16 protein-coding genes are annotated in these 19398 nt (G+C 27.6%); 2 read left to right on the top strand and 14 right to left on the bottom strand.

Annotation, left to right across the window (positions count from 1 at the left end):
- Window positions 1-2: 2 nt before the first annotated feature.
- The 5 genes from KQI77_RS11665 to KQI77_RS11645 form a co-directional block, all read right to left on the bottom strand.
- Window positions 3-1004 (bottom strand): NYN domain-containing protein, encoded by a 1002-nt coding sequence (locus KQI77_RS11665; RefSeq protein ID WP_216390599.1) that lies wholly within the window; start codon window positions 1002-1004, stop codon window positions 3-5.
- A 250-nt stretch (window positions 1005-1254) separates the two neighbouring features.
- Complete coding sequence (locus KQI77_RS11660; RefSeq protein ID WP_216390629.1) at window positions 1255-2433, bottom strand: cation diffusion facilitator family transporter; 1179 nt, start codon at window positions 2431-2433, stop codon at window positions 1255-1257.
- Between the two features lie 14 nt (window positions 2434-2447).
- Window positions 2448-3329 carry a cation diffusion facilitator family transporter gene (locus tag KQI77_RS11655; protein ID WP_216390598.1) on the bottom strand — a complete coding sequence of 294 codons (882 nt, stop codon included), beginning with the start codon at window positions 3327-3329 and terminating at the stop codon, window positions 2448-2450.
- A 123-nt stretch (window positions 3330-3452) separates the two neighbouring features.
- Window positions 3453-4109 (bottom strand): HAD family phosphatase, encoded by a 657-nt coding sequence (locus KQI77_RS11650; RefSeq protein WP_216390597.1) that lies wholly within the window; start codon window positions 4107-4109, stop codon window positions 3453-3455.
- Between the two features lie 176 nt (window positions 4110-4285).
- Window positions 4286-5245, bottom strand: a complete 960-nt coding sequence (locus KQI77_RS11645) for a hypothetical protein (protein WP_216390596.1) — start codon at window positions 5243-5245, stop codon at window positions 4286-4288.
- 367 nt (window positions 5246-5612) lie between these two features.
- Here KQI77_RS11645 and KQI77_RS11640 point away from each other — a divergent pair, with 367 nt between their 5' ends.
- A complete protein-coding gene (locus KQI77_RS11640; protein WP_216390595.1) occupies window positions 5613-7436 on the top strand; it encodes an alpha-amylase family glycosyl hydrolase in 1824 nt (607 codons plus the stop codon).
- Window positions 7437-7571: 135 nt separating this feature from the next.
- Window positions 7572-8198 (top strand): hypothetical protein, encoded by a 627-nt coding sequence (locus KQI77_RS11635; protein ID WP_216390594.1) that lies wholly within the window; start codon window positions 7572-7574, stop codon window positions 8196-8198.
- A gap of 140 nt (window positions 8199-8338) precedes the next feature.
- Here the strand turns inward: KQI77_RS11635 and KQI77_RS11630 are convergent, their stop codons facing one another.
- The 9 genes from KQI77_RS11630 to KQI77_RS11590 form a co-directional block, all read right to left on the bottom strand.
- Window positions 8339-9256, bottom strand: a complete 918-nt coding sequence (locus tag KQI77_RS11630) for a SufD family Fe-S cluster assembly protein (protein ID WP_216390593.1) — start codon at window positions 9254-9256, stop codon at window positions 8339-8341.
- The gene (locus KQI77_RS11625) at window positions 9256-9987 is read right to left on the bottom strand and encodes an ABC transporter ATP-binding protein (protein WP_216390592.1); all 732 of its coding nucleotides are present in this window, start codon (window positions 9985-9987) and stop codon (window positions 9256-9258) included. Before KQI77_RS11625 ends, KQI77_RS11630 begins: the two co-directional genes overlap by 1 nt.
- A 297-nt stretch (window positions 9988-10284) precedes the next feature.
- A complete protein-coding gene (locus KQI77_RS11620; RefSeq protein ID WP_216390591.1) occupies window positions 10285-11316 on the bottom strand; it encodes a 3-deoxy-7-phosphoheptulonate synthase in 1032 nt (343 codons plus the stop codon).
- Window positions 11317-11906: 590 nt separating this feature from the next.
- Window positions 11907-13055 (bottom strand): hypothetical protein, encoded by a 1149-nt coding sequence (locus tag KQI77_RS11615; RefSeq protein WP_216390590.1) that lies wholly within the window; start codon window positions 13053-13055, stop codon window positions 11907-11909.
- A complete protein-coding gene (locus KQI77_RS11610; protein WP_216390589.1) occupies window positions 13055-14320 on the bottom strand; it encodes an efflux RND transporter periplasmic adaptor subunit in 1266 nt (421 codons plus the stop codon). The genes KQI77_RS11615 and KQI77_RS11610 overlap by 1 nt, the downstream gene beginning before the upstream one ends.
- Before the next feature lie 3 nt (window positions 14321-14323).
- Window positions 14324-15166, bottom strand: a complete 843-nt coding sequence (locus KQI77_RS11605; protein WP_216390588.1) for a carbohydrate ABC transporter permease — start codon at window positions 15164-15166, stop codon at window positions 14324-14326.
- 3 nt (window positions 15167-15169) lie between these two features.
- Window positions 15170-16030 carry a carbohydrate ABC transporter permease gene (locus KQI77_RS11600; RefSeq protein WP_216390587.1) on the bottom strand — a complete coding sequence of 287 codons (861 nt, stop codon included), beginning with the start codon at window positions 16028-16030 and terminating at the stop codon, window positions 15170-15172.
- 26 nt (window positions 16031-16056) lie between these two features.
- Window positions 16057-18441: an ABC transporter substrate-binding protein gene (locus KQI77_RS11595; protein WP_216390586.1), complete on the bottom strand. Its 2385-nt coding sequence runs from the start codon at window positions 18439-18441 to the stop codon at window positions 16057-16059.
- 123 nt (window positions 18442-18564) lie between these two features.
- Entirely contained in the window at window positions 18565-19233 is a 669-nt protein-coding gene (locus tag KQI77_RS11590) for a hypothetical protein (protein WP_216390585.1), read from the bottom strand.
- Window positions 19234-19398 lie beyond the last annotated feature (165 nt).

Here is a 19398-nt window from a genome sequence, read left to right as displayed (position 1 = left end):
AATTATTCTATAGTAACCATTTTAACTGATCCGTTTTGTCCACTACTTTCTATCTTTATTCCTTCTAGATCATTAATAAGTTTAGAAAATTTTGTATAACCATAATTTCTTATATTAAAGCTAGGATTCTTCTCCATTATACATTTATTAAGTTGACCCATATTTACTGATTTTGTTTTACTCTCATTAATTATATTAATTACTATACTCTTTATCTTTTCAATATTAGAATCTAAGTCTTTTATAGATACATTTATATGGCGTCCTTCCTTTTCCACTCTTATAGAATCAAAGCTTTCTAAGAATTTGGACAATTTTGCATAACCATAATTTCTCACATCAAAATCCGGATATCTTTTAGACAATCTACTACCTAGTTCTCCTGCATCTATTCCTTTTTCATCACCATATTCAATTATTATTTGAATCATAGCATTTTCAATTATAGATATATCGGTCATCATATTCTTTACTTCTTTTAACTTTGAATTAGAACTATCTGACTTTGCATTACCATCATTATCAGAATTAGAGTCCCCTGAAGCATCCATATCGTTACCTTTGCTTTCATCAAGCAATATATTTAGATACTTAAAGCTATTACATGCAGAACTAAAAGGCTTCGGAGTCTTTTCTTCTCCCATTCCAACAACAGTCATTCCTGATTCTCTAAGTCTTGATGCTAGCTTTGTAAAATCACTATCACTAGAAACTAAACAGAAACCTTCAACATTATTAGAATACAAAATATCCATAGCATCTATTATCATTGCAGAATCTGATGAATTCTTTCCAGTTGTATAACTATATTGTTGTATAGGAGTAATAGAATTTTCTAAAAGCACTTCTTTCCATGCTGATGCATTAGGTTTAGTCCAATCACCATATATTCTTTTATAAGTTATTACGCCATAATTACTAACTTCATACAATATATGAGTTATATACTTTGCAGAAACATTTTCTGCATCTATAAGTACGGCAAATCTTTTTTCTTCTCTCATATTTTTCCCTCTTTCTTTGTATTTCAGAAATTATCTTGCACCCCATTATTTATTATACTAATTCTTACATTCAAAAATCAATTGCTTTATGTTTTTTATTATAATACTAGATATGTAATATTTTCCAAAAAATAAAAATACTAAAGATTCCATTTAAAATACTATACCTTGTGAACTTTAGTAAATTTATAGCATTCAGGAATCTTTACTATTTTTTATTAGAAATTCTTTTTTATTTTTTTATATATACTTACACTTGAAAATCATCAGTATCAACAGTAATAACATATTTATAATATGGATGATCTTTTTTTAATTCCTCTATTATTAGTTGCTTTATATCTTGTTCTGTTTGAACTTTTAGATTAAGTTTTGCTACTACATCAAATAGAATTATTTTCTTATCTCCATCTCCAACCACTCTAAAATCATGTATAGAAATCAATTCGTCATGACTATCTATAATTCTTCTTACTTCTTCATATGTTTTTTTGTTTTCTCCTGTTATTACACATAGTGGATCCATATGAATAACAAGATTAATTTTTAGTTTTTCAAAAACATCTCTTTCTGCTCTATCTATCTCTTCGTGAATTGTCATAATATCTACATTTGAAGGAACCTCTGCATGAACTGTAGCCATACATCTTCCTGGACCATAATTATGAATCACTAAATCATGAACTCCTGATATATGATCATATTGAAGTAACATATCCTTTATATTCTCTAATAATTTTTTATCAGGTGCTTCTCCTAGTAATGGATTGACAGTATCTTTTACTAAATTAAATCCAGAATACAATATAAATAATGCAACCACTAAACCTAATATCCCATCAACAGGCAAATCAGTAAATTTAGATACTAAAAACGAAATTACCACACAAGATGATGTAAAAACATCGCCTAATGCATCAACTGACGCAGCTTTTAATGCCTTTGAATCTATTTTTTCTCCTATAACTTTGTTAAATGAAGAAAGCCATAACTTAAAAGTTATAGATATAATTAATATTATAAATGGTATAAGCTCGAACTTTACCTTATCAGGATGTATAATCTTATCAATAGATGATTTTACAAATTCAAACCCAACAAGCATTACCAAAAATGCTACAATAAGTGCTGATATATATTCAATTCTACCATGTCCATAAGGATGTTCTTCATCTGCTGGTTTACTTGCCATCTTAAATCCTACAATTGTAATTATTGATGATATAGCATCTGACATATTATTAACTGCATCTGCTGTTATAGCTATACTCTTTACTAAAATACCTATAATCATTTTTATCAAAGATAAAACAGCATTAACAATTATACCACCTATTCCACCTAATAATATATAGGAATTACGCACCTTTTCATCATTTACATCTGCACTATTCTTGATGAACTTATCTATTAAAAATTGTGTAAAAATATCAAATCACCTCTCTATACTCTCTTGGTAATAAAATAAGGATTAACATGTACCATACAATGTTTTATATCTTTATTTTCTTCTATCAAGTTATGAACTGTCATAGCAATATTATGTCCTTCTACTACTGTAATGCTTGAATCAACCGCTATAGATACATCTACATATAATTTATTAGCATATTTTCTAGTTTTTAATGTATCTATTCTTACAACACCATCAACACTTAAAATCCTATTTGCAATATTCTCAACTTCAACTGGTTCTGCTGATTGATCAACTAGTTGAGATATACTTTCTTTACATATATCATAAGCTACTTTTACAATGACTATACATATTATTACAGATACTAATGGATCAAAAAACTTATATCCAATCCTTGCTCCAATTATTCCTATAAGGGCTCCTACTGATGATAATGCATCTGATCTATGATGCCAAGCATCAGCTCTTAGAGATTCACTCTTAATTTCTTCCGCGTATTTTTTTGTATACTTGTACATTAACTCCTTTACTAATATAGATATAATAGCTGCAACTATTGCCATTTTACCTGGAGTACTATAATTATTATGAATTATATTATTTATACCTGAGTATCCTATTCCTATAGCTACTGCAAATAACATTATAGATAAAAACAAAGAAGTCAAACTCTCTATACGTTCATGTCCATAAGGATGATCTTCATCTGCTTCTTTACTAGATAATCTAAGTCCTATCATAACTCCTATTGTTGTCAATACATCAGATAATGAATGTACACCATCTGCAACCATAGCAGAACTTTTAGATATTATTCCTACTATTATTTTGATAATCGTAAGCAATACATTGCCCCAAATAGTATTTTTACTTACCTTAATACCTATTTCTAACCTTTTATCTTCCATAATACCTCTCCCATTCTCAATTGATCGTGTACTTAACACGTGCTATATATTATATAATACTAGATTGTTCAAGGTTTATCAAGATTTTATCGTTTAGATATTTATTCTCAATTGATAGAGTTTTTAATTTTCTTTTATATATTCTTTTATTTCAAGCAAATTATTGAATTGTCTATGAGAATGTTTTCTTATTGTTTCACTTACTTCCTTAAGGTCTTTCACATGAATTGGAATCATACCAGCATTAAATGCTGCCATTATGCCTGCTTCAGAATCTTCAATAACCATACACTCCGCCGGTTCTACCCCTATATTTTTTGCTGCTAACAAAAATATATCAGGATTAGGTTTTCCTTTTCCAACATCATCTATACATACTATTGAATCAAATTTATCCTTAATATCTGCAAGCTTTAATTGAATTTCTAATCTATCTCTTTTAGCAGAAGTTGCAAGTGCAGTTTTATAACCTTCTGCTTTTAAATAGTTTAGTATATCTATAGCACCATCCTTAAGTGGGATTTCATTGTTATCAACAGCTTCGCTTAATAATTTATCTTTGTATATATACATGTCTTCTATAGGTAAACCATCCCCATAGCGCTCTTTAAAAACTTTTTTTACATTTTTTCTTCCTGTTCCCATAACAGATATATATACTTCATCCTTCATTTCATATCCATAATGTGAAAAAACCTGTTTCCATTCTTTTAAATACACTCTTTCCGTATCAAAAATTACACCATCCATATCAAAAAGTATAGCTTTAACCTTCTTCATCTGCTTACCTCCGTTATATGTTTTTTAACGTCTAGGAAAAATATAAAAATCTCATAAGCATAAAAGCTAATTTTTAGTGACTTTAAATTATATTCATTAGTAAAGACGTTAAAAAATCGATAGCGCTTCATTATATAATAGCCTTATCGATTTTTTATATTATAATAACATATTTTCTATAAGTTTTTCCAATAATCTAATACTCTATTAAATGTGGTTTTCGATCTATTAGCAACTAAACTTTTCGCCACTTCATTTTTTCCACCTTTAGATATAAAAATAACCAAACTGTCTTTTACTTCATCTATAGCAGTTTCTACATTCTTTTTATTAGTTATTATCTCATTAAATATATCTTCATATTTATGATTTTGCTTCTTAATAAGTTCTTTTGAAGCAACTCCTTTACCTAATATATAAGCTGCTTCTAATTCAGCAACAGGTTGACTAAGAGGCATATTAGGATGTTCCATCTTCTTTCTTGTAAGCTCTAATATATCTTTACTCTTTTCTAAAACCTTTGCTCTAGCAAGCTCAAAGTTTTCAACTGGTGATTTATAATTAGATAAAATAAGCGAATTATGTGTATGATATTCTTCTATTAATTTATCGAATTTTTCTTTTAATCCATCTTTTATATATTTGTTGCTGAAATATCTAAGTGCACACACAGAAGATTCAAGCTCCATATTAGCACAATAAGATGATAATATTTCTTCTATGTCACAATATATATCTTCATCATCTTTTGCAATGCTATCCAAAGGATCTGTTATTTTAATAAGTTTAAATTCCATGTCCCTAACTTCTTCATCAGACATATTATCATAGAAACCATTTTCATATAATAATTTACTAAAAGCAAGCCATTGATCTCTTTTGTATTTAGAAAAACTATCTTCTATTTCTATGTTTATATATACATCACTAGTTTTTATTTCTCCCATTACATCTTCAGCTTCAGTAGATAACATATACTCCTCTCCAGCATCTATTCTCTGAGGTTTCATCTTAGTTATTGTTTCACTAAGTCTTTTTAATGTTTCACTTTTTTCTATTATTTTTCCTATAGCTTTATCATTTATATCTTTTTTTATTCTATTATTATATGCACCATAAAATTTATTTTCCTTCAAAATTCTCTCACCTTCTTATTATTTATATTTATTTATCGTGCATTACTATGTTCACTTTAAATAGCGTAAAATTTATAAACTTTATTAACATATTTTAATATTTTTATTTTTTTCACTCAACATGTATATTTTTTCTTCAAATGGCTATAATCATCAATATAACTTGCTTTAGCGCTTCTTTTATTTTTTGACTTTTTTCATTACAATTATAGAATTTTTATCATTTTATTCATATTGTTAACATTTTATTTACTTTTTTCTTGATTTATTTACATTTTGCTGTATAATAAGTGTATAGATAATTATGAGATTAGCATTTAGCGCTACATCATGTAAAGCTTTTCTTAACTAATAAGGAGGGATTACCTTGATAAATATTAAAGAGAGAGATAGTTTAAACGTAACACTTGATGAATTAAAGAAGAATAATACTGACTCATTAGTACATTATAATAAATTTAAAGAAGCTTTAAAACTATATGAACAAAACAAATATAACTTAGCTAAAAAGAGCGAAGATGGAGTTATATTTCACGCTTGGAATTGGTTATTTAATGATGTTAAGAATAATATTGTAAACATAGCTAAAGCTGGATTTTCTAGTATTCAAGTTTCTCCAGTACAACCCACTAAAAATGACAATTTATCATATACTGGAGATTGGTGGCAATTTTATCAACCAGTTGACTTTACTATAGGAAATTCATTAGGAACTGAAGATGACTTCAGAGCTATGTGCGAAGAAGCAAATAAATATGGAATAAAAATAATAGTTGATGTAGTTACTAATCATTTAGCTAATAACACAGGTAAAGGAAATCATGCAAAATGGGATAGATGCGATAGAATTCCTTCTTATTTAAGAGATAACGATAACTTCTGGCATGCAGAAAGCAATGGTGCTTTTAATAATAACGACTTTGACAGAACTTCTATGACTCAAGGTGCAATAGGTATGCCTGGTTTAAACACAGCAAACAAAGATCTTCAAAAAATAATAATTAATTTTTTAAATAGACTTCAAGATTTAGGAGCTTCTGGTTTCCGCTTTGATGCTGCTAAACATATAGAACTACCTGAAGATTATATTTCAAGTGATTATTGGCCATCTGTTACTTCAGGTATAAAAAACAAAGATAATAACGCATTTATATACGGTGAAATATTAAATGAATGCGGAACAGACATCAAAAACTACTCAAAATATCTTAAGGTTACAGATAACGTTTATGGATGGAATGTTATAGACGCTGTTACAAACTGTAATGCAGGTCTTGCTCAATTCTATTGTAAAAACGATATAGCTAAGAACTTTGTAACATGGGTTGAATCACATGATACTTATGCTGGTGATTATGGTAGAAAATCAGACAGAATATCTGATGAGAACATTTTATTAGGATGGTGTATTGTAGCTTCTCGTGCTGATTCAGTTCCTCTATTCTTCTGTCGTCCTTCAAACGGTTTACATGGAAGAATTGGAGAAACTAGTAACTTATCATGGCAAGATAAAAAAGTTTCAGAAATAAACAGATTTCATAACAAATTTTCTGGAAGCAATGAGTATATAAGAATACTTAATAATAACTCTGTATTTCTAATAGAACGTGGTACAACTGGTGTATCAATAATTAATTTATCTAATAATTATGCTATTATAGACACAGAAACAAACTTAAAAGATGGAGAATATACTGATAGATTATCAGGAAGAAAGATTATAGTATCAAACGGAAAAATGCATGCTGAAATAGATGGTAGATCAGTTGCAGTTGCATATGAAGAAATTTCATCTAAGGTAAATGTAAAGAAAAAACATAACTTCATAAACAGAGGTTTTGTAGAAGGCTGCATATATGCTACTAAACCATCTAACTGGGGCGATAAAATATTTGCTTATATATATGTAAATGATAAATATGTAGCACCTTGGCCAGGCGTTGAAATGAAAAAAGATAATATAAACGATAAATTTGTCTGTGAAATTCCAGAAGAATTTAAAACTTCCAATACTCAAGTAATATTTAGTGATGGTTATAATCAGTTACCTATGGCTTATACACCTGGTGCATACTATACAGAACATACTGCTATGCTATTTGAAAACAACATTATAAAATGTGTAAAACCTAATATAAACACAAATGATTTATTACTTAATGACTATTTCGAATTAACTTCTTTTCTATAAAATCATTTATTTAACGCGATAATCTTGTATGATTATCGCGTTTTTTTACTCTTTACAAATTAATATTTGTATTTTTTTACTTAATATGATATTATTTTAAGGTATTTTAAATTTTATACTTAATAGGGGGATTTTATGAAAAATAAATTATTAAAAAGAATAGCTATTTTTGCTATGGCAGCACTTACTACTGTTATGTTAACTGGTTGTGGAGATTCTAATGATAAAAAAGGAAGCACATCAAATTCAGGCAAAAAAGTAGAAGAAACTTCAAGCAAAAAAGTTACAACTACAGATATCACTTATGATACACAAGATATTAATTTAGACAAATGTTCATTTAAAGTACCTGCCAATTGGACTGAACAAGAAATAACTGCTTCTAGTCATTATTTATATTATCCAGCTGCTGCAGATACTACAACTGGAACTTCAAGTGTTAACATACTTATACAAGATGTTAGTGGAAGTACAAATATAAATGATTATTATGATATAAAAAGCAGCTTAGAAGAACAAATTACTTCTCAATTTTCTTCAGCTACTAACTTCAATTTTTCTGATTTTTCTACAGAAAAATTTGATGTTTTTGTAATGGAATATGATGTAACTCAAGCAGATGTAACTATGCATATGAAACAATTTATGCCTTTATTAGGAGATTCAACAGTAGTTATTACTACTACTAATATCGGAGACAATGTAGATCCAGATCCTGCATTAGTTGGTCAAATCATGACTGAAACTCTTCAAATGAAGTAATTAATATTAACATTTAAAATAGCAGAATATAATACTATTCTGCTATTTGTTATAATAAGAGATTTTTTTTACACAAATTACATATCATAAAACAAAAAGGCATAGCCATACATATTCTTTATGGCTATGCCTTATATTTTTTACTCCATAAAACCTTCAACTATTCTTGCTTCTGCTTCTTCTTCAGTTAGTCCAAGAGTCATTAATTTAATTATTTGTTCACCTGCTATTTTACCTATAGCTGCTTCATGAATAAGAGATGCATCTATATTATTAGCTGTTATCTCAGGTATAGCAGTCACTTTTGCATTATCCATTATAATAGCATCACATTCTGAATGTCCTGTACATTTTGCATTTCCATTTATCTTAGATAAAAATCTCTGAGTTGAATTACCCTTAGCTACCGATCTAGATATCAAGTTAGCACCTGACTCTTCTCCATCTAAATCCAAATCAAAGCTTGTTTCTGCAAATTGATTACCATGTGTCATAATCTTCTCTTTAACTATAAGTTTAGCTCCGTTCTTCAGTATAGCCTTGCACTCTCTCTTAGTAGAATCTACTCCACCTATCTGAACTGTATCCATTTCAAGGTAACCATTTTCTTCAATTTCTGCATAAGTTACTGGATTAATAATTCTCTTTCCTTCTCCATCACCAGTTCCTATATGCTTTTCTAAATATACTACATGTGCATTTTTCCCAACATAGAATCTATGTATTCCATTATGTTCTGATGTACCACATCCATCATTGTGTATACCACATCCAGCTGATATGATAACATCAGCTCCTTCTTCTATATAGAAGTCATTATACACTATATCCTTTACATTTTCATGAGTTACAAGTGCAGGTATATATACTGTTTCCCCTTTAGTATCACCTTTTATCTTAATGTCTATTCCTGATTTATCTTGCTTTGGAATAATATCTATATGCTCAGTAGTATGTCTTCCCGCACACTCTCCATTTTCTCTTATATTATATGCACCTTGAGGTGTTCCATCTATATCAGATACAATCTGAATCAAGCTTTTAGTTACTTTATCCATTATTTTTGCACCTCCAAAGTATTCTTCTTGCAACATTGTCTATTAGTTCCTTCTAATAAACATGGTAATATTTCTTCTCTACTATCATGAGATATTACTTTTCCTTCACTAATTACAACTATATCATCTGCAATATCCATTATTCTCTCTTGATGTGAAATAATAATCATTGAATTAGACTTGTTATTCTTTCTCATTTCTGTAAATACAGATATAAGATTCTTGAAACTCCATATATCTATTCCAGCTTCTGGTTCATCGAAAACATATAGCTTAGTATCCTTTGCCATAACCATTGCAATTTCTATTCTTTTCATTTCTCCACCAGATAAACTACTATTTACTTCACGATCAATATACTCTTCTCCATCTAACCCAACTTTATTTAAATAAGAATTAATTTCTTCAGTTGAAATCTCCCTATTAGCTGCTAATGTAATAAGGTCTCTAACTGTAATCCCCTTAAATCTAACTGGTTGTTGAAATGCAAAACTAATTCCAAGCTTCGCTCTTTCTGTAATACTCATATCTGTAATATCTATATCATTAAAATATATCTTTCCAGATGTTGGTTTAATGATGCCTACTATAACTTTTGCTAATGTAGATTTTCCTCCACCATTAGGGCCAGTTATAACTACAAATTTCGAATCATCTATAGTAAGATTAATGTTATTAAGTATCTGAAATTTATCTTCAGTTATATATGATACATCTACTAACTTTATCATTAAATCACCTTCCATAACTTTATCTTATAATTGTATATTATAATATTTCCTGTATTCTATTTATTATAAACATAAACATTATTATATATTTTCTCCACTTTCACAGACGCCATACTTACATATTATACTATATTTATAATTATATATTCAACTATTATAGCATCATCCTTATTAGGAAAAGTATAAAAGCGATTATGTTATAAAATTCATATGCTTTCCTAGAGGTTAAATGCATAAATTTAAGGATTATTGCAAAATGTAAATTTTGTAATAATCCTTATCTTACAAATTAGTCTATTATACTTGTTCTGCTATAGTATAAAGTAATTTTTCTGTTGCTTCCCAACCTAAACATGGATCTGTAATTGATTTTCCATATACATGGTTTCCATCAACTTTTTGATTTCCTTCTTCTATATAACTTTCTACCATAACACCTTTAACTAATTTCTTAATGTCTGGATTGTAGTTTCTGCTATGAAGAACTTCACTAACTATTCTTGGTTGTTCTGCAAATAACTTTCCTGAATTAGAATGGTTAGCGTCTACTACTACAGCTGGATTTCCTAACTTAAACTTATCATATAATTCTAAAGTCTTCATTAAATCTTCATAGTGGTAATTAGGTATGTTGTTACCATATCTATTAACAGCTCCTCTTAAGATACAGTGAGCATATGGATTACCATTTGTGCTTACTTCGTAGTCTTTGTATATAAAATCATGAGATCCATTAGCAGCCTTTATAGCATTGAACATAATTGATAAATCTCCACTTGTTGGATTCTTCATTCCAACTGGTACATCTACACCTGATGCAGTTAATCTATGTTGTTGATTTTCTACACTTCTAGCACCTACAGCTACATATGATAATAAGTCTCCACAGTAGATATGATTACATGGATATAACATTTCGTCAGCTGGTGTCAATCCAGTTTCTTCTATTGCTCTAACAAACATCTTTCTAATAGCTTTTAAACCTTCTATTATGTTAGGTGCTTTTAATGGATCTGGTTGATGTAACATTCCCTTGTATCCTTCACCTGTTGTTCTAGGCTTATTAGTGTATATTCTAGGGACTATAAATAGTTTATCTTTAACTTGTTCATTAACTCTAGCTAATCTAGAAACATAATCACATACTGCATCTTCATCGTCTGCAGAACAAGGTCCTATAATTACTACAAATTTGTCTTCTTCCCCAGTAAATATTTTCTTAATCTCTTCGTCTCTTTCTGCCTTTATCTTTTGTGATGCTGCAGATAAAGGTATCATTTCTCTCATCTCTTCTGGAGATGGAATTTTTCTTACATTATTAAAACTCATACTTAACCCCCTACTCTGGCAAAAAAACTATATAACATATAATATTAGTTTACATTATTACTTACATCTTAATAATTATATATAATCATCAATTATTTGAAATACAAATTTTTATAATTAATGTAGCTTATCGCCATATTATGTGCATTTATGAATATTGTACTATATATGATTAACTTAAGCAAATATCTTTTTAAAAAAAGTTCTTAAGGATAAAAAATTATTGAATATATTTATTTTTGATTTCTTATTTTTTAAGTTAATTAATATCAAATTATTGCTTTAAGTAAATTATCTATAATAGAATTTAGTATTTCTTATAATAAAAAAGTAAAGATCCCGTTAAAAATACTATACTGTCTGAGCTTTAGCGAGTTTATAGTATTTAGGGATCTTTACTCTTTTTTATTATATTAGTAAATACTTAATGAAATTATGCTATTTATGAAAACATATAATATTGATACTAATAACAAACATAATATTAATTAAACTAAATAACATTGGATTTTTTACATATTATATTATTTACTTAGAACATATAATTTTGATATTAATTATTGTGAAATATAAATTATCCAACAATAACACTAACTTAATTTTTTATCTAAAAAATAATTTATAGCAAAATAATAAGGAAATAAATATATAATTCTCGAACTATTAAGTTCATAATTTTTATTAACAATTATAATAACAATAAATTCTATTATCATTGTTAAAACGATTAATAGATATAACTTCTTCAAATTATCTACCTTAATCCTATTCTTAACGGTCCAAAACAATACAATAGATATAATTCCACAAGCTATACTTTTAGCAGCATTAATGAAAGGAAATATTTCTATATTATATTTCTGCATTAGCATAATACTCTTATATTTTTCACTATATTTTCTTATCATATCTCCCCAATAATCAAAATCTGACCATTCATTAGGTATAAGATTATAATTAATAGTAAAATTAACATCTACAACTTTATATAAATTCATACACACTATAATTATAATAGCTATGTCTATAAGTTGTTTTATAGGCCTATCTTTGTCCTTAATAATAATTCTAATAAGTTTAGATAAAAATATAATCAATATAATAATAAGTAAAATACAAGACATACCTTCAGCAAATCTATAATATATGTTATTATCACTTGTTATAGCATTTATACCATATTTATTCATAAATTCTTCAGTATAACTTTCATCATCACTTTCTACTGCTATTATATCCATCATTATATTAGAATTACTATCACCCTCTATGACTATAGCATTTTCTAAATTATCTACAACATTTCTTATTGTATACTCAATATCATTATATGTTATTGTTAATCCTTTTACATTATAATCTCCAAATAATGCATATGCTACTTTCTTATCTACAATACACCCTTTACTATCATCTAAATACAAGGATGTATTATTTAATATAACATTAGAATTCCCGACTAAATATATAACATTACACTCTGTATTTTTGCCAAGTTCCATATTGTATGCTGTTCCATTAGACTCCTCTTTAAATCCAACAAATGAAAATCTGTTATCTACCTCTTCATCTTTTAGATACTTTTGCATAGACTTTACATCTATATTAGAATCCTGCACATATAAATACGAAACCTTTTTTGAAAATTTAGCCTCATTATAGTATGCTATCTCATATCCTACACACATAATCAATATAATAAGTAATACTAAATTAACTATGTGAGACTTAATTTTCATTATTTATCCTCCTTTCTTATTCTGTCTCCATCCTTTATATCTTTATTAGATGATACTATTACTTCATCATAAGAAGATATAGCTGAATCCTTTAGTGCAACACTATCTCCATTTTTATCAGCAATAGATACTTCAACCTTTGATGCAATTTTTTGACTACCTAATACAGTGTCTTTATCAGTTACAACTAACACATAATATTTATTACCATCTTGATGAATAGCTTCAAGTGGCAATATTACATCATACTCTTTACTCTCTGCTGGAACAGTTATTTTGCCATATTCTCCAATAGTACCTTGCCCAACAGGTAGCTTTACAGTAACATCTAACATCTCTGAATTTTCAGAATTAACTTTTATAGATGCTATTTTTACGTTAGACATATAAGTACTATCATCATCTATTGTCACATCCACTTTCTGTCCTACTTTTATAGATTTTTTTTCATCTTTTGATATTTGTACTGTAAGAAGATTTTCCACTTCAGAATTAGATAATGATATAACACTTCCCCCTTGAGTAGTTCCACCTTTTTCAGCAGTTATTTCTATAATTGTTCCTGAAGTAGGTGCAGTTAATTTACCACCTGCATTTTTTATCTCAGTAAGCTTTTGTACTTTTTCAGATACTTCTGAATTATCTTGGTTCTTTGCATCTTCTACTGCTCTTTTATATGATAATAAAGTTTCATCCTTACCATTTACCAATTCTTCATACTCTGATTTTTTAGCTTCATACTCTTGTCTATATTGTTCTTTTTCCTCATCTTGAGCATTATTCATATCACTTTGTGCCTTGTCCATAGCACTTTTAGCATCTGATATTTGTTTATTTATCTTAATTTCTGCATTTTTTTGATCTTCTACAGCTCTATTATAAGCAAGCTTAGATGATTCTAATTCTTTTTCAAGAGAAGCTAACACAGTATTTAATGTATCCATATCTAAAGTTAATAATGTATCTCCTACATTAACTGATGTTCCTTCAGCAACATCAATTGAATTTATTTTCAGACCTTCCATTAAGTTTACTGAATTACTACTATTTTGATATATCATTCCTTCTCCAGATATTTCGTGATCAATAGTTCCTCTATTTCCATTGGTTGTTTGTACTTTTGGAATAGTAAGTGAATCCGAGAATCTAGATAACAATGTTAATCCAAGCATTATAAGTAAAAAATATGCTAGTATATTTATAGCTTTATACTTATCTTTTATTTCTTTTTTTATTTTATAATTAATTATGTCTTTTATTTTCATAAATTATTCTTCCTTTCCACAAGTTGCTGATATTCCTTGTTTTAAATACTTTTGACCTGCGAAGAAAATCACAAGTGAAGTAAATAATGTTACTAGTGATGCTATAAATGCCATATCAGCATTTTCCAAGCTTATATTTGGTAAAAATAAAGATAATGGCCATTTACTCTGATCTTTTATAAATGTTATTGGTTGTTCTATTAAGTTCCAATATTCTATAAAACCTAATATCATTGAAGATATTATTCCAGGAATACCTAATGGCAATCCAATTTTGAAGAATATCTTAAATTCGCTAGCGCCATCTATTCTAGCTGCTTCTATGACATCCTTAGGTACATTTTCAAAAAATCTATACATTATAAATACTGGAAATGTTGAAAATATTCCTGGCACTATTAAACTAAGAGTCGTATTAATCATATGAAACTTATCTAAAACTAAATAAGATGATAACATTGTAACTTGAAATGGCATAAGCATAGCCACTATATATAAAGTAAATAATGCTTTTCTACATGGAAACTTATATTGAGCAAATGCCCATGCTGCTGGAGTAGCAATAAGTGCTTGTCCTAACAAAACAAAAAAGACCATAAGTAAAGAGTTCCAAAACATAACAAAAAATTCTGGACTATCTAAAAGCAACTTTACTAGCGATTTAAGTGTAGGATAATTAGGTAAAAGCGGTAATGTTGCAAAACCTTCTTTATTTTGAAGGACTGGACCTAAATAATCCTTTAATTCTTCTGGACTAGTAATAGATCCAACTATTATGAATATTATTGGAACAATCATAAACACTGCAAGTGCAATTATTATAAATTTTATTATCTTTTTCTTCATATCTTACTTCTCCCAACTCTTTTGCAAAAATAATATTAAAACTAATGTTACAGCTGCCATAACAATAGAAGCTGCTGATATTTTTCCAAAAGCTAAATCTCTAAACCAGTTATTAAATGTATGCTGTAACATATACATGCTTTCATCAGGATAATTTCCTGCTATAAGATATGCTTCTCTAAATACCTTAAATGAATTTAATAATGATAATACAGTAATTGTATACAATGTTGGTTTAAGTATTGGTAATGTAATTTTAGTAAAGCATTTCACTTCTGATGCGCCATCTACTCTTGCAGCTTCATATACTTCATTTGGTATAACACTTAATCCTGCCATCCATAATATTATTGTATAGCCCATGTTTTTCCATATATAGGTTACTACAAGAACCCAAAAAGCATATTTACTATTCATCCAATCTATTCCATGTATTCCTACATCATTTAATAAACTATTTAATAGTCCATGCTCATGAAATACAATTTTCCATATAAGAACCACTGAAGCTATAGGTATAGCCATAGGAATAAGAAATGCTGTAGTAAGCCTCTCTGAATTTCTAAAGAATCTATTAATTATAACTGCTATTACAAGAGAAATTATAAGTAATAATGGTATACACACTAACACAAATCTTATTGTATTTTTACTAGCAAGTTTAAAAGCATCATTAGTAAATATTTCTTTATAATTATCTAAGAAAACAAAATCTCTAAGAACTTCATTTTGAAATGATCTTATAAACACATCAATAAATGGTATTAACATAAAAATACTTACACCTATAATACTTGGTAGAATAAATATAAGAGCTTTTTTATTAAATTTTTCTTTTATAAAGTTATTTTTATTTTTTTTCATAATATTTCTCATTAAAATGCCCTTTCCTATTCTGATAAATAAACCTTTAATTTTTTGTTTATTATAGCTAATGTTTCATCCATATTTTTTTCCCCCTTAACATAAGAAACCATATCTTCTATTGTGTCATCAATTATCTTAGTATCAGCATCTTTAGAACCACCATATGAATCAACCATTTCTATAAATTTATCTACTTCTTCAGATTTAAGAGGCTCCATATCTATCCACACATCTTCATCTCCATCTTGGCTAAGCCATTCCATAGTTCCTGATAAAGTTTCTTCATCTTGCAATGATTGTTTTAATATTTTCTTATTTACAGAAAAATTCATAGAATCTCTAGAATTATTTTGATATTTTTCACTAAATAATGTCTTTATAAAATGTTTAGCTAATTCTTGTTCTTTGCTCTTAGATGATATCCCTATCTTGCCCAAATTCATTATTGATTTATTATCTAAACCTAGCCACTTTGAATAATTTAAACTAGAATATCCTTGTATAATTTTATTGTAAGTAACAACATCTTGAGTAGAATATAATGTACATAGTGAAAAAGCTGGTATTTCATCTAAAGCAGCTGTAACATCCCAATTTAAATAGTTATCAAAATACATACTTTTTGCAAAGCTCTCTTCTGTTGCATCACTACATTTACCATAATTATCAAGTATTTCTTTATGTTCTTTTATAGTACTTTCTAAATGACTATCTTTAGATGCTGTATATATTGTTTTTACATCTTCTAAATATTCTTTTAGTTTTTCTTCATTAAGTGTTCTATCTTCATTTAGAATTCCTACTCCACAAGTTTTATAAAAATAATAAAGCATTTCATCTGCTTCAATAGGTAATACTATATCACCTTTATAGCTTCCTTTAACTTCACTAGCTGCTTCTGCTAACTCATTTAAATTACTTACATTTTTATTAGTATTATTAAATATCACTGGAATTCTAAAATACATAGACAACGAATATATCTTCCCATTTACACTGCTACCTTTTAATATTTTAGTCAGGTATTCTTTATCCTTAAAACTATTTGCTACATCTGAGAGATCTACAAGTAGCCCTTTATCTATATATGAATTTTCTTGCAAACCATCTAAATATATTATATCTGGACCTTTTCCTGCCATTATTTCAGTATTAAGAGTTTTTATTGCATCACTTTCGCTAGGCATATCATCCTCATTATCATTAGTGTCTATTCCTATTTCATAATTTATATATACATCCGAATGTTCTTTTTGATATTTAACTATATTTTGCTTCAAATAAGAATCTTCATATAAAGAATATACCGTTAGTTCTTTATCTGGTTTACTATCTACATCTTTATCATAATAATAATGCTTCATTATAATTTTATTTCCAGACGAATTGTAAAAAACTGCAAGAAACTCATTATCTGCTGTCTCTAAAAATTTATCTATTATGTAATCATCATCTCCAAAAGTTGTCATACTACCATCTATTAATTGTTCATTTATTTTATTTCCTACAGAATAGCTATATACACCATCCTCTCCTGCTTGATATAAAGTCTTTTTATCCGAACTAATAGCATAGGTCAAATTCGACATTGTATTCTTAGATAGCATATTATCTTTACCTATTTTGCTTCCATCTTCTGTATTATATTCTATTACATTATCATAGTTGTTGACATATATCCTATTATTTAATATAATTGCCTCTCCAATATAATCTCCTTCTGTTTTTATAATTCTTATAACTTTATTTTCATTAATATCCATTTGAATTATATTGGGTTTATCATAAGTATTAAGATATAAATAACCATTTTCTTCTCCTAATATTCCTGTATCATTTATATTTATATTGTCATCATGTATTTCTGTAATATTTCCTTTTCTATCAATTTTAACAAGTTTAGATATATTTGATGAAGAAATACTTTGATCATACTCCTCTTCTACGTACTCTTCATTTATGTTTGTTTTATCTTCAAATGATTGCATTTCTTCATTTATTTTATCTATGTCTTCTTGAGTGTATTCATTTACTATAAATACAAAAGACCCATCATCTAATATTTCCCCTTGTTCATAATTTAAAAATTTATCATCTATTTTTGATGGCAAATTAACTTCTTTTTCTGTCCAGCTTTGTCCATTATCAGTCGACTCATAATATCTAGTCTTATCTATAGTAAAACTATCTTTACTTTCATTATTTATTTGTCCTAGCAATGCTATTTTGCCATTATCCATAACTTTTATGTCTAATATATATGTCATTCCATCTATAAATTTATATTCTTCCTCTACATACCTTCCCTTTGATTTTGGTTCTTTTTTTCCATCTTTGCACCCAGATATCATTGTAATTAAAAGAATCATTATTATAAAAATAATAGTTAGCCTTTTCAATATATTCATTTATCTAGTTTCCTCCTTAACCCTACGGTTAAATTATATCAATGTAATCTCTAAAATTTCTCTAAATTTACAACCTATGCTTATAATAATAATATATTCTCAATTGAATAAAATCCATATTTTCTATTGACGTTTATTATCTAAACTTATTATATTAGTAATCTCTTCATTATCTATGTCAAATTGTATTATCTCTAATGAGTCATCTTTTCTTAAATATACATATCTGTTATTAACCGCCTCTATCTTATATTCATTTATAGGCAATTTGTCACTTGGTATCTCTGTCAAATTTCCCTTTGAATCTCCTCTTACTATTCTAATAGGATTATTATCTCTGTTTTCTTTATCCTCATCTTCACTTATTGTTTTTATAGAATCAATTTTGATTAATTCTTGTTTAGTATATTCCCTTATAGAAAATATAAATGAACCATCTCCTAAAATTTTTCCTTCCTCATATTCTATAAATTTTTCATCATTCTTCTTAGGTATTCTTAGCTTTTTCTCTCTCCACGATTCTCCATTATCACTAGATTCATAATATCTTAATGGTTCATCAATATTATCACTAAATGTACTATTTTTTAAATACGCTCTTCCAATCACTGCAAGTTTACCATTATCAAGCATTGATACATCTAATATATCTTGTATATTATCAGGAAAAGAATACTCATCTTCTACATAACTATGTTCTGACTTTACTCTTATATCTTTGCAACCTATTCCTACAGTTAACAAGAAAAATACCATAAACATAACTGTAATTATTATTGTAACCTTCTTCATGATAACACCCCAATCTCTAATTTCATCTAAAATTATAACAATTTAATCTCTAAGTTTTCTCTAAAATACTATATATTATTTCTCATTTTTAATGATATATAGCACATAATAAATAATTTTTATGCAATTTATAGACAAATTTTTATTAAATATTACGAACTTTTT

Origin of the sequence: Clostridium sp. MSJ-8 (assembly GCF_018918325.1) — a bacterium.
GTDB lineage: Bacteria > Bacillota > Clostridia > Clostridiales > Clostridiaceae > Clostridium.
Note: the sequence above shows the minus strand (reverse complement) of the source record. Positions and strands in the feature narration are given on the sequence as shown.